Raw genomic sequence first — 25,242 nt, 5'->3', positions numbered from 1 at the left:
GTCCCGCACCGGCTGCTCCCGCGTGCCCGACGCGCGGAGCCGAGACCGAAGGGGTCGGATATTCATGCGTGAGGTGTTCCAGCAGGAACTGCGAGAGGTCCAGGACGGGCTCGTCGAGATCGCGACGCTCGTCGCCGAGGCCATCGAGAAGGCCACGCGCGCCTTCAACGAGTCGAACGTCAGCCTGGCCGAGGAGGTCATCGCCGACGACCACCTGATCGACCAGCGCGCCCTCGCACTCGACGAGCTCGCCATCACGATCCTCGCCCGTCAGCAGCCGGTCGCCCGCGACCTGCGCATCGTCGTCAGCGCGCTGCGCATCTCGGCGTCCCTGGAGCGGATGGGCGACATGGCCACCCACATCTCCCAGCTGGCCCGCTACCGCTTCCCCGACAAGGTCGTCCCGAAGTCGCTGCGCCCGACGTTCGCCGAGATGGGCACGCTCGACGTCGAGATCGCCCGGAAGCTCGTCGAGCTGCTGCGCAACGAGGACGTCCGCCTCGCGGAGGAGATCCGCAACGAGGACGACAAGGTCGACGCGCTCCACCTCTCCGTGTTCGACAAGGTGCTCGGCGAGACCTGGAAGGGCGAGGCCGTCGACACCGTCGACGCGACGCTCGCGAGCCGCTACCACGAGCGGTTCGCCGACCACGCGGTCTCGATCGGCAAGAAGGTGCAGTACCTCGCCACCGGCGACTGGGTGCCCGAGGCGGTCTGAGCCACCGGTCCTGCACGGCAGGAACGACACGAGGGGCCGAGCGGATGCGACATCCGCTCGGCCCCTCGTTCTCGTGCCGGAGCTACTTCTTGCCCTGCGCCGCCACCGCCGCGGCGCCCGCAGCGGCCGCCTCGGGGTCGAGGTACTCGCCGGGCCCGGTCGGCATGAAGTCCTCGCCGAGCCGGTACACCAGCGGGATGCCGGTCGGGATGTTCAGCCCGGCGATGTCGTCGTCGGAGATGCCGTCGAGGTGCTTGACGAGCGCGCGCAGCGAGTTGCCGTGCGCGGTCACGAGCACCGTCTTGCCGGTCCGCAGGTCGGGGATGATGTCGGACTCCCAGTACGGGAGCATGCGCGCGATGACGTCCTTCAGGCACTCGGTGCGCGGCATCTCGTCGTCGGAGAGGCCGGCGTACCGCGGGTCGCCGACCTGCGACCACTCGGCGTCGTCGGCCAGCACGGGCGGCGGGGTGTCGAACGAGCGCCGCCAGAGCATGAACTGCTCCTGCCCGTACTTCTCGAGGGTCTCGGCCTTGTCGAGGCCCTGCAGGGCGCCGTAGTGGCGCTCGTTGAGGCGCCACGACCGGCGCACGTCGACCCAGAGGCGGTCGGCCTCCTCGAGGGCGAGGTTCGCCGTCTGGATGGCGCGCGTGAGCACCGAGGTGTGCAGCACGTCCGGCAGCACGCCCTTCTCGACGAGCAGTTCGCCCGCCCGCTTCGCCTCGGAGCGGCCGAGGTCGCTGAGCCGGACGTCGACCCAGCCGGTGAACAGGTTCTTTTCGTTCCAGTCGCTCTGGCCGTGGCGCAGCAGCACGAGGGTGTAGACCATGCGCCCCAGCCTAGCGGCGCGTCCGGCGCGCCTCGCGGGGCGGGTCGCGACGCGACGGATGCCGCCCCGGCCGGCGCCTGCGAGACTGTCGGCATGCCGGTCGGATCCATCACGCGGGGCACGACCAACACGAACCGCCTGCGCCGGGTCGACCGTTGGATCGCGGAGCAGCCGCAGTTCCGCCGCGCCGCCGACCCGCTCGTGGTCGACCTGGGGTTCGGCGCGAGCGGCGTGACCGCCTTCGAGCTCGCCGCGCGGTTGCGGCGCGCCAGGGGCGACGTGCAGGTGCTCGGGCTCGAGATCGACCCCGCGCGGGTGCGCACCGCCGACGCGCAGCTCGCCGAGGTGCGGGCCGGACGGACCGCGTTCCCGTCCGACGTGCCCGTGTCGTTCGCGGTCGGCGGGTTCGAGGTGCCCGTGGCGGGCGGGCGCTCGCCCGCGGTGATCCGCGCCTTCAACGTGCTCCGCCAGTACGACGAGTCCGAGGTCGCCGCCGCCTGGACGCGCATGACCGGCCGGCTCTCGCCCGGCGGGCTGCTCGTCGAGGGCACGTGCGACGAGCTCGGCCGGATCTCGAGCTGGATCGGCGTCACGGATGCCGGCCCGCAGACGTTCACGGTCAGCCTCCGCCTCACCGGGCTCGATGCGCCGTCGGTGGTCGCCGAGCGACTCCCGAAGGCGCTGATCCATCGCAACGTCCCCGGCGAGCGGGTCCACCGGCTGCTCCTGGACCTGGATCGGGGATGGCGCGTCCACGCCCCGTTGTCGGTGTACGGGCCGTCGCAGCGGTGGATCGCCGTCGTCCGCGACCTGCACGAGGCCGGGTGGCCGGTCCGCGGCGGGACCCGCCGCTGGCGCCTCGGCGAGCTCACGCTCGACTGGGCGGCCGTCGCACCGGGCTGACGCCGGGGTCAGTCCGCCGGGAGGAGGCCGCGCGCCTCGTCGAGGCCGAGGCCGGTCGCCGTGAGGAGGTCGACCAGGTAGGGACGCAGCGCCGCGAGCGTGATGCGGTCGCCCGTCGGCCCGTCGGGGAGGATCGCCGCCGGGTCGAGGTGCCGGACGATCTCCGCGAAGCCCTGCCGCGCCACGGGCTGCTGGGCGACGTCGCGCAGCGACTCGTCGAACACCTCGACCGCGACCGCGATGCGGGCGACGACGTCGGCGATCTCCTCGCGCGGTCGCCCGTCGCGGAGCGTCCACTCGATGCGCCGGGCCACGATCCGCAGGTTCCGCGTGGCGAGGTCGACCCCCGCGAGCATCGTGCGCTGCCGCTCCAGGTCGAAGCGCGCCGATCGGACCAGGGGCGACAGCCGCGCGATCGCGATGCCGGAGTCGACGCTCGAGGTCCACGCCTCCACGGCCGGCTGCGTGGCCCGCGCCCGGGAGAGCGCGCGCCCGGCGGCATCCGCCCCGCCCTCGCGGAGCGCCGCGGCGAGGTCGAGCAGCACGCCGACGTGCTCGCCCAGCAGCCGGCGGCCGTCGCGCAGCGCCGTGCGGCGGGGGTCGCGCGGGATGACGGCGGTCGCGAGCAGCGCGAACGCCCCGCCGACGACGGCGTCGATCGTGCGGACGAAGGGCCCGCCCTCGGGTGCGGGGACGAGCATCACGAGCGAGCACTGCACGGCCGCCGCGATCGCGAACGACGCATTCCCCGAGAGGAACCGGGCGACGGCGAGCGTGACCGCGAGCGCGAGCGCGTACTGCCAGATGCCGCTGCCCGCGGCCAGGAGCAGCGCCTCGGCCAGGGCGATGCCGAGCGTCATCGCGACGACGGTCTCGAGCACCCGCACCGGTCGGGCGTCGCGCACGAACCCGAGCGAGGTGATCGCGACCAGCGCCGAGATGAGCGGCTGCTCGTGACCGATCACGAGCAGCGAGAAGGCGTACGCCGCGATCGCGGTGACGCAGATCTGCAGGATCGCGGGGAGGGAGTCGCGCAGTCGACCGAATCGCGCGGCCAGGCGCGCCGCCTCGGCCGGCGACCGGGTCACGGCCGGATGCCGAGCCTCGGCAGCCGGGGCACGTCGATCGCCGCCGCGGCATCGGCGGGCACGATCTCGACCTGCGAGGCGGCGACGTCGATGCCGTGGCTCTCGACGATGAGCTCGAGCCCGGGCGGCACCGCGCGCTTGACCACGGCCAGTGCGACGGGCCCGAGCTCGTGGTGCATCGCCGACGACGTCACGTGCCCGACGACGCGTCGCTCCGGCTCCTCGCCGGGGGCGGGCTCGGGCCGGACCTTGAGGCCGACGACCTCGTCGCCCGGCGCGGGCAGCACGGTGTCGCTCCCGTCGAGGTGCAGCATCACGAGTCGTCGCGGCGGCCGGCCGAGGTTCACGACCTTGGCCACGGTCTCCTGCCCGCGATAGCAGCCCTTGTGCAGGTCGACGGCGCTGCGGAGCCAGTCGAGCTCGTGCGGCAGGGTCTTCTCGTCGACCTCGGTCGCGAACCGCGGCCGCCATGCCGCGATCCGCAGCGCCTCGAGCGCGAGCACCCCGGCGGGCTCGGCGGCGCCCGCGCGGACGGCGTCGGCGAGGCCCGGGAGCGCATCGCGCGGCACGATCGCCTCGACGTACCGCCACTGCGCCCCGGGGTGGGCCGGGTCGACGGCGTACCGGTGCGCCCCGGGCAGCTCGAGCCGCCACGGATCGGACCAGCGCAGGGCGCCCTCCGAGAGTTCGAGCGGGAACGCGCCGCCGGCGGGGATCGCGGCGAGCACCGCCACCTCGTCGGAGACGTCCGCGACCTCGACCCGGAGCATGAACCGCATGCGGTCGAGCCACGCCGCGAGCGCCGCCGCGTCGTCCCGCTCGGCGACGAGCCAGGTGCGCTCGCCGTCGTCGGCGACGTGCACGGCGTGCTCGACGCGTCCGGACGCGTCGAGGAACAGCGCCTCGGCCGACTCGCCGGGTCGCAGGTGGTCGAGGCGCTGGCTGGCCATCGAGTTCAGCCACGACAGCCGGTCCGGGCCGGCCACCGTCACGACGCCCCGGTGGGAGAGGTCGACGACGGCGCGCCCCTGCTCGAGTCGGCGCTGCTCGACCATCGGGTTGCCGTAGTGCGCGGGCACGCCCGCGTCGGCGCCCTCCGCCGGCACGGCGCCGGGGAGCGACAGGAACGGCGAGTGGGCCATCAGTCGACCTTCGCGAGACGCCCGGAGGCGTGCGTGCGCAGGTCCTGGCCGAGGGCGGCGATGTCCCAGGCCCAGAGCAGGTGGTGCTCGACGAGTCCGTAGAGACGCGTCGCGGCCGCGTACTCCTTGGCGCCGGCGGCGCGCATGACCGCGTCCGTGGCCAGGTCGATGCGCGGACCCTTGACCTGCCCGAGGTAGAGCTCGCTCACGCCGCCGGGGTGCACGAGCGCGACCTCCAGGTCGAACCCGCCCGCGTCGTTGCGCAGGGTCTCGACGGCCTCGGCGTCGCCGAACCGCGTGGGGCCGGTCGCCGGCAGCATCGCCGGACCCGGGTCGCCCTGGCCGAGCGTGCGCGCGAGCCGCCAGTAGCCGGTCTCCGCCGCCAGCGGCGTCGGCTCCCCGCCCTCCTCGGCCGGGAACAGCCAGGTCGACGACGTGTAGTTCAGGTAGGGCAGCCCGTCGTGGCTGAAGCTCACCCGCTGGCCGAACTCGCGCGTGACCGAGTCGTCGCCGACCTTGTAGTCGAGCACGCCGGAACCTTCCCACACCCCGATGAGCCAGGAGAGCGGAACGAGCTCCGCGGGGAGGTCGACCGGAAGTTCGATCACGGCCTAGCGCTGCCCCTTGAAGAGCCGGAAGACGACCACGCCGCTCACCCAGGCGATGGCCAGGCTCGCGAGGCCGAGCAGGCCGATGAAGAAGAGTTCGAGGGCGAGCAGCGAGTCCATGGTGGGAGTCTACCCGGTGCTCACAGGGCGAGCGGCAGCAGCGCGACGGCCCCGACCGCCACCGCGACGACCGCGCCCGCGATCGACGCGCTCACGCGGCCGACGAACCCGTGCGGCTGCCGCGAGGCCAGCTGCAGGGCCATCGAGGCGATGACGGATGCCGCGAGCACCATCCCGAGCGGCGCGTAGGCCGCCGTCGCGGAGGCCTCGCCGAACCACTCCCGCCTGCCGGCGTACGCCGCGCCGACGACCAGCGCGGAGCCGACTGCGGCGATCGCCCAGACGGCCGGGACGGCCCACCGCCCCCACGTCGTCGTCGGCTCGCCCGCCGTCGCCGGCCGGCCCTGCGCGTCGCCCATCATGTCCCTCGTTCCGTGGGAGGCCACCCGGCGTCCCGTAGTATGGACCGCACCTTACTACTGGAGGGTGTGCGTGGCGCAGCTGCTGATCCTGACGCCGGCAGCCAACGAAGACGTTCTCCCGGCCCTGTCTCTCCTCACCCATCGGGTGCGCGTGATCCCCGCGTCGCCCGATCAGCTGGTGCGCGCCCCCGACGCCGACCTCGTGTTCCTCGACGCCCGCACCAACCTCGCCGGTGCCAAGGCGCTCGCGCAGATCCTCCGCACGACCGGGCTCTCGGTACCCCTCGTGCTCGTGATGACCGAGGGCGGGCTGACCGCGGTGACGCCCGACTGGGGCGTCGACGACGTGATCCTCGAGCACGCCGGACCGGCCGAGATCGACGCGCGCGTCCGGCTCGCGATCGGGCGGGCGCAGGCGTCGCAGCCCGCGGAGCGCATCCAGACCTCCGGCGTGGTCATCGACGAGGCCAGCTACTCCGCCAAGGTCCACGGGCGCACGCTCGACCTCACCTACAAGGAGTTCGAGCTCCTGCGCTTCCTCGCCGCCCACCCGTCCCGGGTCTTCACCAGGGAGCAGCTGCTCAGCGAGGTGTGGGGGTACGACTACTTCGGCGGCACCCGAACGGTCGACGTGCACGTCCGCCGCCTGCGCGCCAAGCTCGGCGACCTCGACAACCTGATCGGCACGGTGCGCAACGTCGGGTACCGGTTCAACGTCCACGAGGAGGACGAGCGGGACGCGGACGTCGCCGTCCCGTGACCTCCGCTTCACCACCGGGTCCCACCCCGGTGGCATGATGTGTGGATGACCGCGGAGACCACCCTCGACGAAGACCGCACCTCCAGCGACTTCGACGACGACTTCGAGCCGCTCGACACCGACGGCGCGCCCGAACTCGTCTCCGAGCGCTACCTCGACCGCGAGCTGAGCTGGCTCGCCTTCAACCAGCGCGTGCTCGAACTCGCCGAGGACCCGCGGCTGCCCGTGCTCGAGCGCGCCAACTTCCTGGCCATCTTCGCGTCGAACCTCGACGAGTTCTTCATGGTCCGGGTCGCGGGCCTCAAGCGCCGCATCAACACGGGCCTCGCCGTTCCGACCAACGTCGGGCGCACCCCCCACGAGGTGCTCGCCGACATCTCGCGGAAGGCGCACGAGCTGCAGCTCCGCCACGCCCGCGCCTACCAGGAGCTCGTGAAGCCGGCGCTCGCCGACGCCGGCATCCGCGTCGTGTCCTGGGACGACCTCGACGAGGCGGAGCACGCGCACGTGCACGAGTTCTTCGGCACGCAGATCTTCCCGGTGCTCATGCCGCTGGCCGTCGACCCGGCGCACCCGTTCCCGTACATCTCCGGGCTCTCGCTCAACCTGTCGGTCCGCGTGCGCAACAGCCGCACCGGGCGACTGGAGTTCGCGCGCGTGAAGGTGCCGCAGATGCTGCACCGGTTCGTGCGCGTCGACCCCGCCGAACCGATCGAGGACGCCCGCTACATCGCCCTCGAGGACCTGATCTCCAACCACCTCGAGGACCTCTTCCCCGGCATGGAGATCCTCGACCACCACGTGTTCCGGGTGACCCGCAACGAGGACGTCGAGATCGAGGAGGACGAGACCGAGAACCTCATCAAGGCGCTCGAGAAGGAGCTGCTGCGACGACGGTTCGGCCCGCCGATCCGGCTCGAGATCTCCGACGACATGGACGACGTCACCCTCGGCCTGCTCGTCCGCGAGCTCGACGTGACCGAGCAGGAGGTCTACCGCCTGCCGGCGCCGCTCGACCTCGGCGGGCTCTTCGACCTGGCGCGCATCGACCGCCCCGAACTGCACTACCCCACCCACGTGCCGGCGACGAACGCGCAGCTCATGCGCTCGGAGCCGAACCTGCCCGTCGACGTCTTCTCGGCCGTCGGCCGCAAGGACGTGCTGCTGCACCACCCGTACGAATCGTTCGCGACGAGCGTGCAGGCGTTCCTCGAGCAGGCCGCCGCCGACCCCGACGTGCTGGCCATCAAGCAGACGCTGTACCGCACCTCGGGCGACAGCCCCATCGTCGAGGCGCTCATCGACGCCGCCGAGGCGGGCAAGCAGGTGCTCGCCCTCGTCGAGATCAAGGCGCGATTCGACGAGCAGGCCAACATCTCGTGGGCCCGCAAGCTCGAGAAGGCGGGCGTGCACGTGGTCTACGGCCTCGTCGGGCTGAAGACGCACTGCAAGCTCGCGCTCGTCATCCGCCAGGAGAAGGGCCGCCTGACCCACTACAGCCACATCGGCACCGGCAACTACAACCCCAAGACCAGCCGCATCTACGAGGACCTCGGGCTGCTCACCTCCGACGACCAGGTCGGCAAGGACCTCACGCGACTGTTCAACGAGCTCTCGGGCTACGCGATCGAGAAGAAGTTCAAGCGGCTGCTCGTCGCGCCGCTGCACCTGCGCAAGGGGCTCCTGAAGCTCATCACCCAGGAGATCCGCAACGCCGAGGCCGGCCGGCCGAGCGGCATCCGCATCAAGGTCAACTCGATGGTCGACGAGGCGATCATCGACGGGCTCTACCGCGCCTCGAACGCGGGCGTCCCCGTCGAGATCTGGGTGCGGGGCATCTGCAGCCTCAGGCCCGGCATCCCCGGGCTCAGCGAGAACATCCGGGTCCGCTCCATCCTCGGCCGCTACCTGGAGCACTCGCGCATCTTCACCTTCCACAACGACGGCGACCCCGTCGTGTACATCGGCTCGGCCGACATGATGCACCGCAACCTCGACCGTCGCGTCGAGGCGCTCGTCCGGCTGACCGATCCCGACCACGTCAACGAGATCGGCGAGCTGTTCGACGAGGCGATGGACGAACGCACCAGCTCGTGGTGGCTCGACGGCGACGGCACCTGGACCCGGCACTCGATCGACGACGACGGCCGACCGCTCGACGACCTGCAGCACCTGCGCATCGAGCGCGTCGCGCAGCGCAGCACCCGCGTCGTCCGCAGCACGCGAACGGCGAAGCGGCGATGAGCCAGGCCGCCACCGCCGTCTACGCAGCCGGCGCCGTGTGCTGGCGTGTCATCGACGGGCGCGTGCACGTGCTCGTCGTGCACCGCACCGTCTACGGCGACGTGACGATCCCCAAGGGGAAGGTCGACCCCGGCGAGACGCTCCCGCGCACCGCCGTGCGCGAGATCGCCGAGGAGACGGGGATACGGGTCGCGCTCGGCGTGCCGCTCGGCGTCTCGCGGTACGCCCTGCCGAGCGGCCGCGAGAAGATCGTGCACTACTGGGCCGCGCACGTCAGCGAGAAGGCCGTGCAGCGCTCGACCTTCCGCCCGAACAGCGAGATCGCCGCACTCGAGTGGGTGACGATCAAGCGCGCGCGCACGTACCTGACCTACGAGCCCGACCGCGAGATCCTCGACAACTTCGCCGAGCTGCTGGACCAGGGCGTGACCGAGACGTTCCCGCTCATCGTGCTCCGTCACGCGAAGGCGCAGTCGCGCGGCTCGTGGGACGGGCCGGACACCTCCCGGCCACTGGTGGAGCGGGGCGTGCGCCAGGCGGTCGAGCTCGCCGAGACGCTGACGGCCTGGGCGCCGAAGAAGATCGTGGCGAGCCCCGCCGTGCGCTGCGTGACGACCGTGACGCCCCTGTCCGCGGCATCCGGCGTCACCGTCAAGCGCGACGACGGCGTCAGCCAGGATGCATGGGAGGCCGGCCGGGACGAGGTCCGCCGGGTGATCGGCAAGCGGGTGCGTGTCGGCAAGAGCGCCGTGGTGTGCAGCCACGGCCCGGTGCTCCCCGAGATCATGCGCGAGATCGCGCTGGCCACCGCGACCCCGCTCGGCTCCTACGTGACGGATGCCGCAGGGCTCGAGGTCGGCGAGTTCAGCGTCGTCCACCTGTCGGCCACGAACCCGTCGTCGGGCATCATCGCCATCGAGACGCACGCGCCGAAGGGCTGACGGCGTCGCGGCGGTCCCGGCGGATTCCCAGCCTCGCCCTCCCCGAGAGTCAGCCCCAGTTCACCTTCCGTTCACCGTCGTGGGGGACGCTCGTCACGCACGCTGGTTAGCGTCGCAGGCGGGTCGGCACCGGCCCAGCCCCTGCACTCCAACACCCCCCGGAAGGGAATCACGTGAACCTCAAGCGTTTCGGCGCGCCCGTCGTCATCGCCATGACCGCGGCACTCGCGCTCAGCTCCTGCGCGGCGAACGAGGGCGGCACCACCGACAGCGGTGACGCCGGCTCGGAGTCGTCGTTCTCGGGCAACCTCGTCGGCGCCGGCGCCTCGTCGCAGGACGCCGCCCAGCAGGCCTGGATCGCGGAGTTCCAGACCGCCAACCCGGATGTCACCATCGACTACGACCCGTCCGGCTCGGGCGCCGGTCGCGACACGTTCCTCGAGGGCGCCAGCGACTTCGCCGGCTCCGACCGCGCGTTCAACGACGAGGAGGTCGCCGCGGGCGGCTTCGCCAAGTGCGCCCCCGACACCTCGATCGTCGAGCTCCCGCTCTACATCTCGCCGATCGCAGTGATCTTCAACCTCGAGGGCGTCGACTCGCTCAACATGGACGCAGCCACGATCGCCGGCATCTTCGCCGGTGAGATCACCAAGTGGAACGACCCCGCGATCGCCGCGACCAACGAGGGCGTCGAGCTCCCCGACCAGGCCATCACGCCGGTCCACCGCTCGGACGACTCGGGCACGACCGAGAACTTCACCGAGTACCTCGGCGCCGCCGCGTCCGACGTGTGGACCTACGAGGCCGACGGCGTCTGGCCGTTCGAGGGCGGCGAGGCCGCTCAGGGCACCTCGGGCGTCGTCGACGCCGTGACCAACGGCACCGGGACGATCGGCTACGCCGACGCCTCGCGCGCCGGCGACCTCGGCACCGTCGCGGTCGGCGTGGGCGGCGAGTTCGTCGAGTACTCGCCCGAGGCCGCCGCCGCCATCGTCGACGCCTCGCCGTTCGTCGAGGGCCGCGCCGACGGCGACCTCGCGATCGAGCTCGACCGCACCTCCGAGGAGGCCGGCGTGTACCCGATCGTCCTCGTGAGCTACCTCATCGCGTGCCAGGAGTACGCCGAGCCCGAGAACGTCGAGCTCGTGAAGGGCTACCTCTCCTACATCGCGAGCCCCGAGGGCCAGGACGCCGCTGCGGCGGCCGCCGGCTCGGCGCCGATCTCCGACTCGCTCCGCGAGAAGGTCACGGCGGCGATCGACTCGATCAAGTAGTAGGTTCGTGCCCGACCCCTGAAGTTCCATCGGAACGGACGGGGTCGGGCACCGCCATGTCCCGCACCACGACCGGAGGATCCTCCAGAATGACCACCGCCAACGCGCCGATCCGCGCCAAGCAGCGCCCGGGCGATCGCGTCTTCGCGAAGTCGGCGGTCTTCGCCGGCTCGATGATCCTCGTCACCCTCGCCGCCGTGGCGACGTTCCTCATCGTCCAGAGCATCCCCGCGCTCTTCGCGACCAGCGAGGACGCGTCCATCCTCGACACGAACTTCTGGTCCTACGTCGGCCCCCTCGTCTTCGGCACCGTCTGGGCGGCCGCACTCGCGCTCCTCATCGCGCTGCCCATCTCGATCGGCATCGCGCTCTTCATCTCCCACTACGCGCCGCGGCGCCTCGCGGCCGCGCTCGGCTACATCGTCGACCTGCTGGCCGCGGTCCCGTCGGTCGTGTTCGGCCTGTGGGGCATCGGCGTGCTGGCTCCGGCCGTGCAGCCGGTCTACGCCTGGCTCGTCGAGAACCTGGGCTGGTTCCCGCTGTTCTCCGGCCCGGTCTCCGGCACCGGCCGCACCATCCTCACCGCCGGCATGGTGCTCGCGGTCATGATCATCCCGATCATCACGGCCATCTCGCGCGAGGTGTTCCTCCAGACGCCCGTCCTGCACGAGGAGGCCGCACTGGCCCTCGGCGCGACCCGCTGGGAGATGATCCGCACGGCGGTCCTCCCCTTCGGGCGTCCCGGCATCATCTCCGCCGCCGTGCTGGGGCTCGGCCGCGCGCTCGGCGAGACCATGGCCGTCGCCATGGTGCTCTCGGCCACCGGCGCCGTGACCTTCCAGCTCCTCACGTCGGTCAACCCGTCCACCATCGCGGCCAACATCGCCCTGAGCTTCCCCGAGGCGTACGGCATCAACGTCAACGTCCTCATCGCGACGGGCCTCATCCTCTTCGTCGTCACGTTCGCGGTCAACGCGATCGCCCGCTGGGTCGTGGCGCGCCGCAGCGAGTTCTCTGGAGCGAACTGATGACCACCACCATCACCCCTCCCGAACCGCGCACCGCCGCGGCGCCGGTCAGCAACTCGCTGACGGCCGGCAAGCTGCCCAACAGCTCGCCCTGGCTGATCCTCGGCGCGAGCCTGGTCGTCTCGGCCGGCGTCTTCGGCGTCATCGCCCTGGCGGGCGCCGAGTTCAACTGGGTCGGCACGCTCATCGTCGCCGCCCTCGTCTACGTCGTCGTGATCACCGTGCTCTCACGCATCGTCGAGGGCTCGCGGCGGTCGACCGACCGCTTCGTCACGGCGCTGGTCACGGGCGCGTTCATCCTCGCGATGATCCCACTGATCTCGCTGTCGGTGACGGTCGTCACGTTCGGCATCAGCCGGTTCGACATCGAGTTCTTCACCTACTCGATGCGCAACGTGACCGGCGAGGGCGGCGGCGCCCTGCACGCGATCGTGGGCACGCTGCTCATGACCGGCACCGCGGCGCTGATCTCCATCCCGATCGGCCTCATGACGTCGATCTACCTGGTCGAGTACGGCCGCGGCCGCCTCGCACGCGGCATCACCTTCCTGGTCGACGTGATGACCGGCATCCCGTCGATCGTCGCCGGCCTCTTCGCCTACGCGCTGTTCGCGATCTTCTGGGGACCGGGCACCCGCACCGGCATCGCGGGCGCGGTCGCGCTGGCCGTGCTCATGATCCCCGTGGTCGTCCGCTCGAGCGAGGAGATGCTGCGCCTCGTGCCGAACGAGCTGCGCGAGGCGTCGTACGCGCTCGGCGTGCCGAAGTGGCTGACGATCGTCAAGGTCGTGCTGCCCACCTCGATCGCGGGCATCACGACGGGCATCATGCTCTCCATCGCCCGCGTGATCGGCGAGACGGCTCCGCTGCTCATCGCGGCCGGGTTCACGAACAGCATGAACTACGACCTCATGGAGGGTCGCATGCAGTCCCTGCCCGTGTTCGTCTACACCCAGTACGCCAACCAGGGCACGCCGGCCTCTGCCTACCTCGATCGCGCCTGGGCGGCCGCCCTCACCCTGATCCTCATCGTCATGGCGCTGAACCTGATCGCCCGCCTCGTGGCGCGGTTCTTCGCCCCCAAGTTCGGTCGCTGACCCCCAGCACCCCAGTAAGGAAACCCGTGTCCAAGCGCATCGAGGTCCGCGACCTCAACGTCTACTACTCGAAGTTCCTGGCCGTCGAGGGCGTCTCGCTCGAGATCGAGCCCCGCAGCGTGACGGCCTTCATCGGCCCGTCCGGCTGCGGCAAGTCCACGTTCCTCAGGACCCTGAACCGCATGCACGAGGTCATCCCGGGCGCGCGCGTCGAGGGCGAGGTGCTCATCGACGGCAACAACCTCTACGACCCCGAGGTCGACCCGGTGCTCGTCCGCCGCCAAGTCGGCATGGTCTTCCAGCGCCCGAACCCGTTCCCGACGATGTCGATCAAGGAGAACGTGCTCGCGGGCGTCAAGCTCAACAACAAGCGCATCTCGCGCTCCGACGCCGACGACCTCGTCGAGAAGTCGCTGCGCGGCGCGAACCTCTGGGAGGAGGTCAAGGACCGCCTCGACCGCCCCGGCTCCGGCCTGTCGGGCGGCCAGCAGCAGCGCCTGTGCATCGCCCGCGCCATCGCGGTCTCGCCCGAGGTCATCCTCATGGACGAGCCGTGCTCGGCCCTCGACCCGATCTCGACCCTCGCCATCGAGGACCTGATCGAGGAGCTCAAGCAGGACTACACGATCGTCATCGTGACCCACAACATGCAGCAGGCCTCGCGCGTCTCCGACAAGACCGCGTTCTTCAACATCGCGGGCACCGGCAAGCCGGGCAAGCTCATCGAGTACGGCGACACCACGACCATCTTCTCGAACCCCGCCGAGAAGGCCACCGAGGACTACGTCTCCGGCCGCTTCGGCTGATCCCCGCGCCGCACGGGCCGACGGCCCGCCTCCGTGAAGGAGGCGGGCCGTCGCCGTCCGTGCGGCGATGGCTCAGTCGCGCGGCGACAGCAGGTAGGCGTTGAGCTCCGCGGTGGTGTCCTCGTCCACGGGCATCGCCTCGCCGTCGAGCTCGACGAGCGGGGCGGCCATGCGCACGCTCGAGACGAGCCACGCGGCATCCGCTGCCCGCAGCTCATCGACGGTGAGGTCGCGGTACTCGACGGTGCGCCCCAGCCCCTCGAGGTGCGTGAAGATGCTTCGCTGCGTGGTGCCGTGCAGGATGCCGGCTGCGGGCGGCGGGGTGGCGAACCCGTCGCCGAGCCGCACGATCACGCTCGAGGTGGGCCCTTCGAGCACGAAGCCGTCGGAGGACACGAAGATCGCGTCGTCGGCGCCGCGCCGCTTCGCCTCGCGGATCGCGGCCATGTTCGCCGCGTAGCTCAGCGTCTTCGCGCCGAGCAGCAGCCACGGCGCCCGATCGGCCAGGCCGTAGGCGACGCCGCGATCGAGGGTCACGGCCCGGATGCCGCGCTTCCGCGACGCCTCGAAGTCGGCCCCGGGCGTCACGTGCACCCAGCCGGTCGGCTTGGCCCCGTCGCCGTCGATCCCGCGACTGACCACCAGTTTCAGCGCGTACTCGCCCTCGGAGGGGACGCGCTCGGCGGCGCGCGCGATCACGAGCCGCCACTGGTCGAGGTTCGGCGGCGGGAGTTCGCACAGGCGAGCCGAGTTCACGAGCCTCGCGAGGTGCGGTTCGACCTCCTGCACGTGCCCGTCGACGATCGCCAGGGTCTCGAAGACGCCGTCGCCGCGATGCGGTGCGAGGTCGTTGACGGCGAGCGCGCCGGCTCCCGGCTCGATCTCGCGGAAGGACGACTCGAAGAACTCGGGAGAGGCGTCGGTCGGCAGCGGATCGACCAGGAACGTGACGGTGTCGGCCATGCTCCCGATGCTACGCCGGGCCGACGCGGGCATGCCCGGACGTGCCCGGGCATGGAAGCGGCCGGCCGCAGAACGCCTCTCGGCGCGAGGCCGCTCGAAGCGGCGAATTTTGGAGCCCGGGGTTACTGCGACCGGCCACGACAAGTGTAAACGAGGCCCCCCTGAGGACTATTCCTGAGCGGCCGGCTCGATGCGCGCCGGGCGTGTCGTGCCCGGACGCCTCAGTCGAGGCTGTCGCGCCGCCACAGCCGGGCGCAGGCCGCGAGCTCCTCGGCGAGCGCGGAGAGCCGCAGGGCCCGCTGCGTGAGCGCTCCGGGACGATCGGGGTGGACGGCATCGGCCGCGTCGGCGTCGTCGGCCAGGCTCGCGAAGCCGGTCGAGGCGACCCGGCAGAAGGCGCATGCCCGTTCGAGCGCCGCGGCGAAGTCGCCGGAGAACACGCCCCGGAGGATCACGTCGGCGAGTTCGCGCACCTCGGCCGGGCCCGCGGGGGTGGGGGCGCCGGCCACGACCTGGTCGATGGTGCGCGACACCTCGGCGCCGCGCTGGAAGGCGAGGCTGACGCCCGCGGCATCCTGCCGGATCATCGTGCGGAGCAGGTAGATGCGCCACAGGGCGCCGGGCAGGCTCTTGGGCGACGCCTGCGACCACAGTTCGGCGATCGCGTCGATGCCGTGCTCGTCGGTGTACGACACCAGCCGCGCGACCACCTCGGGGTCGGGGTCGGCGCGCACCCGCGACAGCACCGCCGCTGCGGTGTCGTGCGCGACGCGGCTCACCTGCGCGGGATCCTCCGCGCCGAGGTACCCCTCGAACTGCTGCGGCGGGAAGCGGGTGGGACGATGGAAGTCTGCGGTCATCGCGGGCAAGGTTACCCCGCCGGGATGGGCGTCGACTGGACCACCTTCGGTGTCGGTCGTCCGCGCCGGCGAGAAGGGACGCGTCGACCCGGGACTGGTTCTGGTCGCGAATCGGCCGACGGGGAGGCGGCGGCGGCATGCGCGCGTCGGGGGCCCGTCTCCATGCGCCTGTTATGGTGGATCCGCCCCCATAGCTCAGTTGGTTAGAGCAACGGACTTCAACAGAAAACAGGAGCGTCGGCGCAGAAATGCGCCGAATGAACGCCGCTATATGCTGGAACACCCTGAGAGCCCGAGGTACTCGCCGACCGGCAGTGACAATCCGAGGGATTGGGCAATCAGCAGGTAACCGAGAGGGAACCTCAGAGACTATACGCGGCGCACCTGACCGGCTCGGCCGAAGGTGATGAGATAGTCCAGACTGCAAGCCGTGCGAGCGGTGGCTGGGGAAACCCAGTGCAGCAGGTTAATCCGTGGGTCGAGAGTTCGAGCCTCTCTGGGGGCACCGACGGTCACGACGGCGACGCCAGCGAGGGCGCTTCGGTCAGGCCGAACTCGTGGCGCAGGGCGCTCAGCGCGGCGTGCCATCCCGCGAGGCCGTGCACGCCCGGGCCCGGCGGAGTCGACGACGAGGCGAGGTACACCCCGCGCAGCGGGGTGCGCCACGGGTCGGGCGAGACGACCGGCCGCCGCACGAGCTGCAGCAGCGTGGGCGCGCCCGCCGCGATGTCGCCGCCGATGTAGTTCGCGTTGTCGGCCTCGAGCTCGACCGCCGAGCGGGCCGACGAGGCGAGCACGACATCGCGGAACCCGGGCGCGAACCGCTCGACCTGCCGCACGACCGCCTCCGTGGGGTCGAGGGTCGAGCCGGCGGGCACGTGCGTGTAGGTCCACAGGGTGTGGTGACCGGCGGGCGCACGGGTCGGGTCGACGATCGACGGCTGCGACACGAGCACGTACGGCGAATCGGGATGTCGCCCCCGGGCGACCGCGCGCTCCCCCGCGGCGATCTCGGCGCGTGTGCCGCCGACGTGCACCGTGCCGGCTTCGGCCAGCGCGGGATTTGCCCACGGCACGGGGCCGGACAGTGCGAAGTCGACCTTCGCGGCGGCGTTGCCGTACCGGAACCGCCGCAGCGCCCGTCGGTACCGGTCGGGCAGGCGGTCGCCGGCGATGCGGTCGAGCGCGCGCGGCGTGACGTCGAGCAGCACGGCGCGCGCGGCGGGCAGGGCGGCGAGGTCGTCGATCGCGGCATCCGTCACGATCTCGCCGCCGTGCGCCCGCAGGTCGTCGACCATGGCGCCGACGATCGCGTCGCTGCCGCCGACGGGGATCGGCCAGCCGCGCGCGTGCGCGTGCGCCGTCAGCACCAGCCCGGCGCCCGCGGTCGCCAGCGACGGCATCGGCCGGATGGCGTGCGCCGCGACGCCGGTGAGCATGGCCGGGGCGAGGTCGTCGCGGAAGCGGGCGTTCCAGGCCGGGGTCCCCTGCTCGAGCGCGGCCAGCGCGAAGCGCACGGCGACGAGCGGATGGCGCGGCACGCGCACCAGCGACGAGCCGACCGTGTGGATGAGCTCGTCGGCGTGGGCGGCCAGCCCGCCGACGAGGCTCGCGTAGGCCCGGCCGTCGCGGCCCAGGCCCTCGATGGTCCGATCGAGGTCCCGCCAGGCCAGGCCCGCCCGGCCTCCGTCGAGCGGGTGCCCGTAGGAGACGGGCGGCAGGCGCAGGTCGATGCGCCGTTCGAGGCCGAACGCCCGGAAGAACGGCGACGCGAGCGCCATCGGGTGCACCGCCGAGCAGACGTCGTGCCGGAACCCGGGCAGCGTGAGCTCCGCGGTCCGCGCGCCTCCCCCGGGCTGCGCGGCCGCTTCGTAGACCCGGACCGAGAGCCCGGAGCGGGCGAGGGTGACCGCTGCGGCGAGCCCGTTCGGCCCGGACCCGACGACGACCGCATCGACCGCGTCGCTCACCGGCGCCTCCCGCGGACCTCAGCGGTGACGGCGGGCCGTCGGTCGTTCGGGGACATCGGTCCTTCCCGGCCGTGGCGAAGCGCACACGGCCTCTGCTCCGATGCTAGGGGCGGCGCGCCGAGTCGGGCACCCCTTCGACGGATGCGGCGACATGCGGTACCGCCTGGCGGGGCCGGGCTGCTCGAGCCCCATCGCCCCGCCACGGCAGCCCCGCCCCCATGGTTCCCCTGCCGCACCTCGTGCGGTGCATCGAGCGTACGCGGAGCCGCATGCACCGGAACACACCCGCGAACGGGGGTCGGAACGGCGGCCGGTTCCGGACGAGGACCCCGACGGCCCGGGCCGCTCAGCCGACGATGCGTCGCAGCGCGCCCATGAGCGCGAGGCGCCCCTCCGCATCGCGCGCCAGCGGCGTCGCCGTCAGCGTCGTGACGCCGGCCGCGGCGAACGCGGCGACGCGCTCGGCGACCTCGGCGGGCGAGCCGATCAGCGAGATCGCGCGGACGAGCTCGTCGGGCACCGCCGCGACGGCCTCCTCGCGGCGGCCCGAGAGGTAGAGGTCCTGGATCTCCGCCGCCTCGTCCGCGTACCCGTAGCTCGCGATGAGGTCGTTGTAGAAGTTCTTGCCGCGCGCACCCATGCCGCCGACGTAGAGCGCGAGGTTCGGCTTCACGGCGGCGAGCGCCGCGGCCACGGCCTCCGGACGGTCGGTGATCGCGAGGGCGGGGCTGGCGAAGACGTCGAGCGAGGCCAGTTCGGGCGGGCGCTTCGCGAGGCCCTCGTCGAGCGAGGCCCCCCACACGTCGCGGGCGCGCTCGGGGTGGAAGAACATCGGCAGCCAGCCGTCGGCGATCTCGGCGGTCTGCGCGACCGACTTCGCGCCGAGCGACGCGACGGTGATCGGGATGCGCTCGCGGACCGGGTGGTTGATGAGCTTCAGCGGCTTGCCGAGTCCGGTGCCCTCGCCCTCCGGCAGCGGGATGCGGTACTGGCGTCCGGCGTGCACGACGGGCTCGCGGCGCCAGGTCATGCGGCAGACGTCGATGATCTCGCGCGTGCGGCCGAGCGGCGCGTCGTACTTCACCCCGTGGAAGCCCTCGATGACCTGCGGGCCGGAGGCGCCGATGCCGAGCTCGAACCGTCCGTCGGAGACGTAGTCGAGGCCGGCCGCGGTCATCGCCGTGAGCGTGGGCGTGCGCGTGTAGAGCTGGAGGATGCCGCTCATGAGCGTCATCCGCGAGGTGCGTGCCGCGAGGAACCCGAGCTGGCTGACGGCGTCGAACGAGTACGCCTCGGGCACGGCGACGAGGTCGACGCCCGCCGCCTCGAGCTCGGTCACCTCGTCGGCGACCTCGCGGAAGCCTCCGGCGTAGTTCAGGAACATGCCGACGCGCATGCGTCACTCCTCGTCGTCGTGGGGTGGTCGGGTCGGGCCGACGCTGGGCGCGGCCATGACGACCCTAGCCGACGACGAACGGATGCCGCGGCGCACCCGATCCCCCGGGAGGCGCCGCGACACCCGGGTCTCAGGTCTCGACCGCGACGATCGGGTCGGTGGTCGGCGCGTCGGAACCGCCCGCCGGTTCGACCGTGATGCCGATCAGCAGGCCGGGCGAGAAGTCGCCCTCGAGGACGACGTACGCGTCGCCGCCGTCGGGTTCGAACGTGCCCGCGGGGGTCGCTGCGAGCTGCTCGCCCGATGCGTCGATGTACCAGAGTTCGTAGGTCCGGTCGGCGCCGACGTCGGGGAGGTCGCTGGCGAGGATGGCGGAGCGGCCGATCTCCTCGGACCAGACCACGGTCACCTCGCCGCCCCCGCCTGCGGAAACGGTCGTGGACCGGGCGTCGTCCGCCGCCGCGATGGCCTGGACCTCGCGCTGGGCGCCCCATCCGGCCGTGCCCGTCCAGTTCAGCCCGACGACCGCACCGGCGATGAGCAGCACCGCCGCGGCGGCCGATGCGAGGATCGCCCCCGGACGCTGGAACCAGCGCCTCCGGGCCGCGCGCTCGACCGGCCCGGCGCCGACGGGCGCGATCGCCTCCGCGGGCGTGGACGCGGGAGCCGGAGCGACGGGGGCCAACGGCGCCGAGGGGGCGGGCAGCATCGACTCGACCGGGGCCGTCGCCTCGGCGGGCGTCTCGCTCGCGGCCCGGCCCGCGGCATCCGTCGCCTGCTCGTCGGCCGGGTGCGCCGGCGGCAGCTGCGGGGTGTCGTCGAGCCGGTCGAGCACGCTCGACCTGAGCGAGGGCGGCGGTGCCGTCGCGGGCGCCTCCTCGGCGAGCCCGGCGGCCGCCTCGCGGTAGGCCGCGACCTCCGCACGCGCGTCGGGCGAGTCGGCGAGGTACCGCTCGACGATCGCCCGCTCGTCGTCGGAGACGGCGTCGAGCGCGTAGGCGGCCAGCAGCTCGGCGGGGTCGACGGCGTCGGGGCGCCCCGGGAACTCGGACTCGGTCATGCGGACACCCCCAGGAGCTGGCGCAGGCGGTTCATGCCGTCGCGCAATCGGGTCTTCACGGTACCGAGCGGCACGTCGAGCCGCCGGGCGATCTCGGACTGCGTCAGCCCGCCGTAGTAGGCGAGGGCGACGCACTCGCGCTGCAGCTCGCTGAGCCCGGCCAGCGCCTCGTGCGCGCGCTGGTGCTCGACGCGCACCTCGACCGACTCGGCCACCGTGTCGACGGGCACGTCGAGGTCGCGTGCGCCGACGCGCAGGTCGCGATCCCGCGCGGACTGCGACGACCGCACGCGGTCGACCGCCCGGCGATGCGCGAGCGTGAACATCCAGGCGACCGCCGAACCTCGCGCCCGGTCGAAGCGCGGGGCGGTCTGCCAGACCTCCAGGTAGACGTCCTGCGTCACCTCCTCAGCCTGGGCGGGGTCGACCACGATCCGGCGGACGAGGCCGAAAACGCGCGCCGACGTGCGGTCGTAGAGCGCGGCGAAGGCGGTGCGGTCACCTCCCCCGGCTGCCACGAGGAGGTCGTCGACGGTCGGGTCGGATGCCGCGGGATCGGTCTGGGCGTCCACCACGCGTCCCAGCATGGCAGACCGCCGCACCCTGCGTCGCACGGCGGGTGCGGCGTACCGCGGCGAGGCGGCGGTGGCGAGGGTCATGCTGGTCTCCTGCGATCCGGGGTCGCTGGTGGTTCGGCGCGCGACGCCTCGGGGATTGGCCGCGCTCAGCCGGCCGACTCGGCGCCGGGACCCGGCACGGGCTCCGGGTCGTCGAGCTCGCTGCCGCCGGCGACGCATCGCCAGAGCCGCCACCGGTCGGGCACGCCCTTGAGCTCGTGCTCGCCCGCCGGCTCGAACACGAACGGGAAGCCGAGCAGCATGCCGCGCACCGTGTCGGTGACGAGGATGCCCTCGGCGGGGGCGAGCGCGCAGACGCGCGCCGCGGTGTGCACGACCAGGCCGATCAGGTCGCCGTCGCGGACGACGAGTTCGCCCGCGTGCACGCCGACCCGGATCGAGAGGCCGAGCGCGGCCGCCGCCTCGATCGCGTCGGATGCGAAGCGCAATGCCGAGGACGGCAGCGGGAACGTGGCGACGAGCCCGTCCCCGGTCGTGTTCGCCTCCGTGCCCGCATACCGCTCGATGGCGCGCCCGAGCGACCGCCCGTGCGCGGCGAGCAGGTTGCGCCACCGCTCGTCGCCGCTGCGGGCGAGCTCGGCGGTCGACCCGACGATGTCGGTGAACACGACCGCGAGCACCTCCCGGCGCCCGCCGCTGCGGGCACCGGTGAGGAACTCCTCGATCTCGTCGACGAGGGCCGGGGTGGGCAGGATCGGCGGGATCCCCTCGTTGGAGCCGACGAGCTGGAGTCGGGCACCGGGCACCTGATCGGCGAGCCACCGGATCGCCGACTCGTCGACGGCCGTGAGCGCGGGATCATGCAGCACCAGCACCCGTGCCCGCACCGACGCCAGGTACGGCCGGACGTCGAGCGCCTGCATCCGCTCGAGCAGCGCGCGCGCGGCGCTCGGCGTGGCCGACATGCTCTCGTACCGTTCCCACCAGGCGGTGAACCGCCGATCGGCCCGGCCCGGCCACAGTTCGCGCGCGAGCACGCCGCGGCCCCAGGCCTCCGATCCGACACCGCGCAGGAGGCTGCCCGCCCAGGCCGGGTCGATCGCCCAGGGGAAGTCGGCATCCGGTCGACCCGCCGCGAGCACCTCGAAGGCGACGACGGCCTCGATCCGGTCCGGATGCCGCGCGGCGGCCACGAGCGCGGTGGCACCGCCGTCGAACCATCCGATGAGGGCCGCACGGCGGCTGCCGACGGCATCGAGCACGGTCACGAGGTCGTCGGCATCGGACTCGATCGAGCCGGTGCCCGGGACCCGGTCGGACAGGCCGGTCCCGCGCTTGTCGTAGAGGATCACCCGGGCGTCGAGCGCCCGGAGCCGTTCGATGAACTCGAGGTGCTCGGGCAGCTCGCAGAACACGTCGACGTTCGAGATGAAGGCGAACACGAGCACGATGTCGCGGTCGCCCTCGCCGAACACCTTGTAGGCGAGGTCGACGCCATCCCGTTCGGCGTACCGCGTGACCGGGATCACGGCCCGGGCCCGCCGGTCGCGCCATCGCCGGCCACGCGTTCACTGTAGACCCGCGCGGCGCCGCGGTCACCCGTGCGCGCGGCATCCGCGTGGCGCGCGGGGAACCGCCGTGCGTGGGCTCAGATCCCCCCGCGGGTGTCCTCACCGGTGGCGAGCCGGCGGCGGTGCTCGCGGTTGCGGATGACGCGCTTGACGATGAACGCGGCCACCGCGACGACGACGACGACGATCACCAGGAGCTGGAACGCGTCGGCCCACGGCTCGACGACCTCCCAGTTCTCGCCGAGGAAGTACCCGGCCAGGACGAACACCGTGTTCCAGATGAGGCTGCCCGCGGTCGTCAGCAGCAGGAAGAGCGCGGGACTCATGCGGGTGACGCCCGCCGGGACGGAGATGAGGCTGCGGAACAGCGGGATCATGCGGCCGAAGAACACCGCCTTCTTCCCGTGGTCGTGGAACCACTGCTCGGTGCGGTCGACGTCGGCCACGTCGACGAGCGGCACCGCCTTGATCACGGCCCGCGTGCGCTCGCGACCCAGCACGCGACCGATGCCGTACAGGGCGAGCGCGCCGACGACCGACCCGAGCGTCGTCCAGATCAGCACCTCGACCAGGCTGAAGGATCCCTGGCTCGCAGTGAACCCGGCGAGCGGGAGGATCACCTCGCTGGGCAGCGGCGGGAAGAGGTTCTCGAGCGCGATCGCGAGGCCCGCGCCCGGTGCGCCGAGCGTCTCCATGAGGTCGACGGCCCAGGCTGCGAGGCCGGTGAGTTCGGGGGATTCGGCGGCGAGGGGGGTCGTCGTCATGGTTCGAGCGTATGGGACGCCGATGGGTGCTCCCTGACCGCCGCCGCCCGGCCGCGGCATCCGCTCGACGACGCGCCCGCGCGGAATCGGCACCAAACCGTCTGCGCGACGGCCGCGAATCCCCCATGACGGCCCCGAGGGGCGGGCCGCACACCGAAGGAGAAGACCGATGCGATCCACGTTCCGCACGCAGCGCACCACCCTCGCCGCATTCTCGATCGTGGCCGTCGCCGCGCTCGGCCTGGCCGGGTGCAGCGCCGGTTCGACCGACGAGCCCGCGGCCGACGACGAGACGACGATGTCCGAGGAGCCGATGGAGACCGAGGAGTCGATGGCCGATCCCGCCGCGAACCTCGTGGGGCCCGGCTGCGCGGGCTACGCCGAGCAGGTGCCCGACGGCGCCGGCTCCGTCGAGGGCATGGCCCAGGACCCGGTGGCGGTCGCCGCCTCGAACAACCCGCTGCTCGGCACGCTCGTCTCGGCGGTGTCCGGCGAGCTCAACCCCGACGTCGACCTCGTCGACACGCTGAACGGCGACGAGTTCACGGTCTTCGCACCGGTCGACGACGCCTTCGCGAAGATCGACGCCGCCACGATCGAGGCGCTGAAGACCGACAGCGAGCTGCTGACCTCCATCCTCACCTACCACGTCGTGCCCGGCCAGCTCTCGCCGGAGGAGGTCGTCGGCACGCAGACCACCGTCCAGGGCGGCACCGTCGAGGTGTCCGGCTCGGGTGACGAGCTCATGGTGAACGACGCCGGCGTCATCTGCGGCGGCGTCATGACCGCGAACGCGACGGTCTACCTCATCGACTCGGTGCTGCTTCCGCAGTAACCGGTCGACCGCGACGCGGCGCACCGACCGAGGGCGCCCGGGACCCGTCGGTCCCGGGCGCCCTCAGCAGCTTCCGAGGCTGGTGCGCGACGCTGGTGGTCCCCGCAGAACGGAGACCCCTTGGACTGGAGCCTCGTCCTCGACCTGGTGCTGGTGGTCGTGATCATCGTCGCGATCGTGCACGGATGGCGGGCGGGCCTGCTGCGCACCGCTGCGGGGCTCATCGGGCTGGTCGCCGGCGGCATCGCCGCCTACTTCGCGATGCCCTGGGTGGTGTCCGTGATCCCGTGGCCCGAATGGCGCGCTCCCGTCGCCATCGCCGTCGCCGTCCTGCTCCTGGCCGCGGGATCGTCGCTCGGCGCCGCGCTGGGCCGGGCGCTCAGCCGCGGCGCGGACGCGGCACGGCTCGGACCGATCGACCGCGTGCTCGGAGCGATCGGCAACGCGATGGTCACCGCGTTCGTGATCGCCCTCGTCGGGGCGGGGGTCTCGGCGATGGGCGTCCCGGTGGTGTCGCCGGCGGTGGCGAACTCGTGGGTCGTGCGCGGCATCGACCAGGTGACCCCGCCGCCGGCCCGCACCCTCATGGCCGAGCTCCGCACCGCCGCGGTCGGCGAGGCGATCCCCTGGCTGGTCGGCGTGATGGACGGGCCCTCCGTCGCACCCGACCTGCCCGTCGGAGGAGTGGACGATCCGGAGATCCTGGCCGCTTCGAGCTCTGTCGTGCGCATCAGCGGGCTCGCATACGAATGCGGCGGCAACCTCACCGGCTCCGGGTTCGTCGTCGCCGAGGACCGGGTCATCACGAACGCCCACGTCGTCGCCGGGGTCGACGACCCCATCGTGCACGCCCCGGGACGCGGACCCGTCGCGGGACGCGTCGTCGCCTACGACCCCGCCAACGACCTCGCCCTCATCGCGACGGACGGGCTGGGCGTGGCGCCGCTCGGCCTCGCGGACGCCCCGGCCTCGGAGGAGGAGGTCGCCGTGGCCGGCTACCCCTTCGGGGGACCGCTCGAGCTGCGCTCGGCCCGCGTGATGTCGAGCGGGCCGCTGACCATCACGGTCGACGGCGCGACGACGGCCCGTGACGTCGTGACGCTCGCCGCCGACGTCGACCACGGCAACTCGGGCGGGCCCGTGATCACGGACGACGGGCTCGTCGGCGGCGTGGTCTTCGCCAAGTCGCAGACCGTCGAGAACGTGGGCTTCGCGGTGCCGGTCGCCACGCTCGCCCCGCTCGCGCAGGAGGCGCCGGCGCTCAGGGACCGCGTCGACTCCGGCAGCTGCGTGGGCTGAACGTCGACCATCGCCGCGCCGTCGTC

At 72.6% G+C, this 25,242-nt stretch carries 24 protein-coding genes; 11 read left to right on the top strand and 13 right to left on the bottom strand.

Annotated elements, in window-relative coordinates; translation table 11 throughout:
* Positions 1-64 precede the first annotated feature (64 nt).
* Positions 65-718: a phosphate signaling complex protein PhoU gene (gene phoU / locus ACUY4T_RS12275; RefSeq protein ID WP_446019246.1), complete on the top strand. Its 654-nt coding sequence runs from the start codon at positions 65-67 to the stop codon at positions 716-718.
* A gap of 82 nt (positions 719-800) precedes the next feature.
* Here the strand turns inward: phoU and ACUY4T_RS12270 are convergent, their stop codons facing one another.
* Positions 801-1,547, bottom strand: a complete 747-nt coding sequence (locus ACUY4T_RS12270; protein ID WP_446019245.1) for a phosphoglyceromutase — start codon at positions 1,545-1,547, stop codon at positions 801-803.
* Between the two features lie 93 nt (positions 1,548-1,640).
* On the opposite strand from ACUY4T_RS12270, the gene ACUY4T_RS12265 reads away from it, so the two are divergent.
* Positions 1,641-2,450, top strand: coding sequence for a class I SAM-dependent methyltransferase (locus ACUY4T_RS12265; protein ID WP_446019244.1), 810 nt, complete (start codon positions 1,641-1,643; stop codon positions 2,448-2,450).
* Between the two features lie 8 nt (positions 2,451-2,458).
* On the opposite strand, the gene ACUY4T_RS12260 is transcribed toward ACUY4T_RS12265, so the two are convergent.
* From ACUY4T_RS12260 to ACUY4T_RS12245, 4 genes are all read right to left on the bottom strand, one after another.
* Entirely contained in the window at positions 2,459-3,538 is a 1,080-nt protein-coding gene (locus ACUY4T_RS12260) for an FUSC family protein (RefSeq protein ID WP_446019243.1), read from the bottom strand.
* Positions 3,535-4,680 (bottom strand): CAF17-like 4Fe-4S cluster assembly/insertion protein YgfZ, encoded by a 1,146-nt coding sequence (gene ygfZ / locus ACUY4T_RS12255; RefSeq protein ID WP_446019242.1) that lies wholly within the window; start codon positions 4,678-4,680, stop codon positions 3,535-3,537. Before ygfZ ends, ACUY4T_RS12260 begins: the two co-directional genes overlap by 4 nt.
* Complete coding sequence (locus ACUY4T_RS12250) at positions 4,680-5,288, bottom strand: nitrobindin family protein (protein WP_446019241.1); 609 nt, start codon at positions 5,286-5,288, stop codon at positions 4,680-4,682. The genes ygfZ and ACUY4T_RS12250 overlap by 1 nt, the downstream gene beginning before the upstream one ends.
* A 140-nt stretch (positions 5,289-5,428) precedes the next feature.
* The gene (locus ACUY4T_RS12245) at positions 5,429-5,767 is read right to left on the bottom strand and encodes a hypothetical protein (protein WP_446019240.1); all 339 of its coding nucleotides are present in this window, start codon (positions 5,765-5,767) and stop codon (positions 5,429-5,431) included.
* Between the two features lie 73 nt (positions 5,768-5,840).
* Between ACUY4T_RS12245 and ACUY4T_RS12240 the strand changes: the two genes are divergently transcribed.
* From ACUY4T_RS12240 to pstB, 7 genes are all read left to right on the top strand, one after another.
* On the top strand, positions 5,841-6,530 hold the full coding sequence (locus tag ACUY4T_RS12240) for a response regulator transcription factor (protein WP_446019239.1): 690 nt from the start codon (positions 5,841-5,843) through the stop codon (positions 6,528-6,530).
* Positions 6,531-6,575: 45 nt separating this feature from the next.
* Positions 6,576-8,774, top strand: a complete 2,199-nt coding sequence (locus ACUY4T_RS12235; RefSeq protein WP_446019238.1) for an RNA degradosome polyphosphate kinase — start codon at positions 6,576-6,578, stop codon at positions 8,772-8,774.
* Positions 8,771-9,715, top strand: coding sequence for an NUDIX hydrolase (locus ACUY4T_RS12230; RefSeq protein ID WP_446019237.1), 945 nt, complete (start codon positions 8,771-8,773; stop codon positions 9,713-9,715). Before ACUY4T_RS12235 ends, ACUY4T_RS12230 begins: the two co-directional genes overlap by 4 nt.
* A 173-nt stretch (positions 9,716-9,888) precedes the next feature.
* Positions 9,889-10,989, top strand: coding sequence for a phosphate ABC transporter substrate-binding protein PstS (locus tag ACUY4T_RS12225; RefSeq protein ID WP_446019236.1), 1,101 nt, complete (start codon positions 9,889-9,891; stop codon positions 10,987-10,989).
* A gap of 89 nt (positions 10,990-11,078) precedes the next feature.
* Positions 11,079-12,017, top strand: a complete 939-nt coding sequence (gene pstC, locus ACUY4T_RS12220) for a phosphate ABC transporter permease subunit PstC (RefSeq protein WP_446019235.1) — start codon at positions 11,079-11,081, stop codon at positions 12,015-12,017.
* Complete coding sequence (gene pstA / locus ACUY4T_RS12215) at positions 12,017-13,114, top strand: phosphate ABC transporter permease PstA (protein ID WP_446019234.1); 1,098 nt, start codon at positions 12,017-12,019, stop codon at positions 13,112-13,114. The genes pstC and pstA overlap by 1 nt, the downstream gene beginning before the upstream one ends.
* Before the next feature lie 26 nt (positions 13,115-13,140).
* Positions 13,141-13,920 carry a phosphate ABC transporter ATP-binding protein PstB gene (gene pstB, locus ACUY4T_RS12210; RefSeq protein ID WP_446019233.1) on the top strand — a complete coding sequence of 260 codons (780 nt, stop codon included), beginning with the start codon at positions 13,141-13,143 and terminating at the stop codon, positions 13,918-13,920.
* A 72-nt stretch (positions 13,921-13,992) separates the two neighbouring features.
* Here pstB and ACUY4T_RS12205 read toward each other — a convergent pair whose 3' ends face one another.
* The 8 genes from ACUY4T_RS12205 to ACUY4T_RS12170 all read right to left on the bottom strand — a co-directional run bounded on the left by ACUY4T_RS12205 (position 13,993) and on the right by ACUY4T_RS12170 (position 23,082).
* A complete protein-coding gene (locus ACUY4T_RS12205; RefSeq protein WP_446019232.1) occupies positions 13,993-14,883 on the bottom strand; it encodes an aminodeoxychorismate lyase in 891 nt (296 codons plus the stop codon).
* 221 nt (positions 14,884-15,104) lie between these two features.
* Entirely contained in the window at positions 15,105-15,743 is a 639-nt protein-coding gene (locus ACUY4T_RS12200) for a DNA-directed RNA polymerase subunit beta (protein WP_446019231.1), read from the bottom strand.
* A gap of 512 nt (positions 15,744-16,255) precedes the next feature.
* Positions 16,256-17,713: a phytoene desaturase family protein gene (locus ACUY4T_RS12195; RefSeq protein WP_446019230.1), complete on the bottom strand. Its 1,458-nt coding sequence runs from the start codon at positions 17,711-17,713 to the stop codon at positions 16,256-16,258.
* 346 nt (positions 17,714-18,059) lie between these two features.
* The gene (locus ACUY4T_RS12190) at positions 18,060-19,109 is read right to left on the bottom strand and encodes an LLM class F420-dependent oxidoreductase (protein WP_446019229.1); all 1,050 of its coding nucleotides are present in this window, start codon (positions 19,107-19,109) and stop codon (positions 18,060-18,062) included.
* A gap of 130 nt (positions 19,110-19,239) precedes the next feature.
* Entirely contained in the window at positions 19,240-20,169 is a 930-nt protein-coding gene (locus tag ACUY4T_RS12185) for an anti-sigma factor domain-containing protein (protein ID WP_446019228.1), read from the bottom strand.
* Positions 20,166-20,756: an ECF RNA polymerase sigma factor SigK gene (gene sigK / locus ACUY4T_RS12180; protein ID WP_446019315.1), complete on the bottom strand. Its 591-nt coding sequence runs from the start codon at positions 20,754-20,756 to the stop codon at positions 20,166-20,168. The genes ACUY4T_RS12185 and sigK overlap by 4 nt, the downstream gene beginning before the upstream one ends.
* A 137-nt stretch (positions 20,757-20,893) precedes the next feature.
* Positions 20,894-22,276, bottom strand: coding sequence for an alpha/beta fold hydrolase (locus ACUY4T_RS12175; RefSeq protein WP_446019227.1), 1,383 nt, complete (start codon positions 22,274-22,276; stop codon positions 20,894-20,896).
* 119 nt (positions 22,277-22,395) lie between these two features.
* Positions 22,396-23,082: a DedA family protein gene (locus ACUY4T_RS12170; RefSeq protein WP_446019226.1), complete on the bottom strand. Its 687-nt coding sequence runs from the start codon at positions 23,080-23,082 to the stop codon at positions 22,396-22,398.
* 169 nt (positions 23,083-23,251) lie between these two features.
* Here ACUY4T_RS12170 and ACUY4T_RS12165 point away from each other — a divergent pair, with 169 nt between their 5' ends.
* Together ACUY4T_RS12165 and ACUY4T_RS12160 are read left to right on the top strand one after the other, a co-directional pair.
* Positions 23,252-23,917 (top strand): fasciclin domain-containing protein, encoded by a 666-nt coding sequence (locus ACUY4T_RS12165; protein ID WP_446019225.1) that lies wholly within the window; start codon positions 23,252-23,254, stop codon positions 23,915-23,917.
* Positions 23,918-24,037: 120 nt separating this feature from the next.
* A complete protein-coding gene (locus tag ACUY4T_RS12160; RefSeq protein WP_446019224.1) occupies positions 24,038-25,216 on the top strand; it encodes a MarP family serine protease in 1,179 nt (392 codons plus the stop codon).
* Positions 25,217-25,242: the final 26 nt, after the last annotated feature.

It is taken from the genome of Agromyces arachidis (assembly GCF_052805135.1).
Note: the sequence above shows the minus strand (reverse complement) of the source record. Positions and strands in the feature narration are given on the sequence as shown.

Coding starts and splice junctions, on each gene's coding strand:
- ygfZ (WP_446019242.1), bottom strand. CDS start 4,680: ATGGCCCACTCGCCGTTCCTGTCGCTCCCCGGCGCCGTGCCGGCGGAG.
- pstA (WP_446019234.1), top strand. CDS start 12,017: ATGACCACCACCATCACCCCTCCCGAACCGCGCACCGCCGCGGCGCCG.
- ACUY4T_RS12185 (WP_446019228.1), bottom strand. CDS start 20,169: ATGACCGAGTCCGAGTTCCCGGGGCGCCCCGACGCCGTCGACCCCGCC.
- sigK (WP_446019315.1), bottom strand. CDS start 20,756: ATGCTGGGACGCGTGGTGGACGCCCAGACCGATCCCGCGGCATCCGAC.
- ACUY4T_RS12165 (WP_446019225.1), top strand. CDS start 23,252: ATGCGATCCACGTTCCGCACGCAGCGCACCACCCTCGCCGCATTCTCG.
- ACUY4T_RS12200 (WP_446019231.1), bottom strand. CDS start 15,743: ATGACCGCAGACTTCCATCGTCCCACCCGCTTCCCGCCGCAGCAGTTC.
- ACUY4T_RS12205 (WP_446019232.1), bottom strand. CDS start 14,883: ATGGCCGACACCGTCACGTTCCTGGTCGATCCGCTGCCGACCGACGCC.
- ACUY4T_RS12235 (WP_446019238.1), top strand. CDS start 6,576: ATGACCGCGGAGACCACCCTCGACGAAGACCGCACCTCCAGCGACTTC.
- ACUY4T_RS12190 (WP_446019229.1), bottom strand. CDS start 19,109: ATGCGCGTCGGCATGTTCCTGAACTACGCCGGAGGCTTCCGCGAGGTC.
- ACUY4T_RS12170 (WP_446019226.1), bottom strand. CDS start 23,082: ATGACGACGACCCCCCTCGCCGCCGAATCCCCCGAACTCACCGGCCTC.
- ACUY4T_RS12245 (WP_446019240.1), bottom strand. CDS start 5,767: ATGGGCGACGCGCAGGGCCGGCCGGCGACGGCGGGCGAGCCGACGACG.
- ACUY4T_RS12270 (WP_446019245.1), bottom strand. CDS start 1,547: ATGGTCTACACCCTCGTGCTGCTGCGCCACGGCCAGAGCGACTGGAAC.
- ACUY4T_RS12265 (WP_446019244.1), top strand. CDS start 1,641: ATGCCGGTCGGATCCATCACGCGGGGCACGACCAACACGAACCGCCTG.
- phoU (WP_446019246.1), top strand. CDS start 65: ATGCGTGAGGTGTTCCAGCAGGAACTGCGAGAGGTCCAGGACGGGCTC.
- pstC (WP_446019235.1), top strand. CDS start 11,079: ATGACCACCGCCAACGCGCCGATCCGCGCCAAGCAGCGCCCGGGCGAT.
- ACUY4T_RS12230 (WP_446019237.1), top strand. CDS start 8,771: ATGAGCCAGGCCGCCACCGCCGTCTACGCAGCCGGCGCCGTGTGCTGG.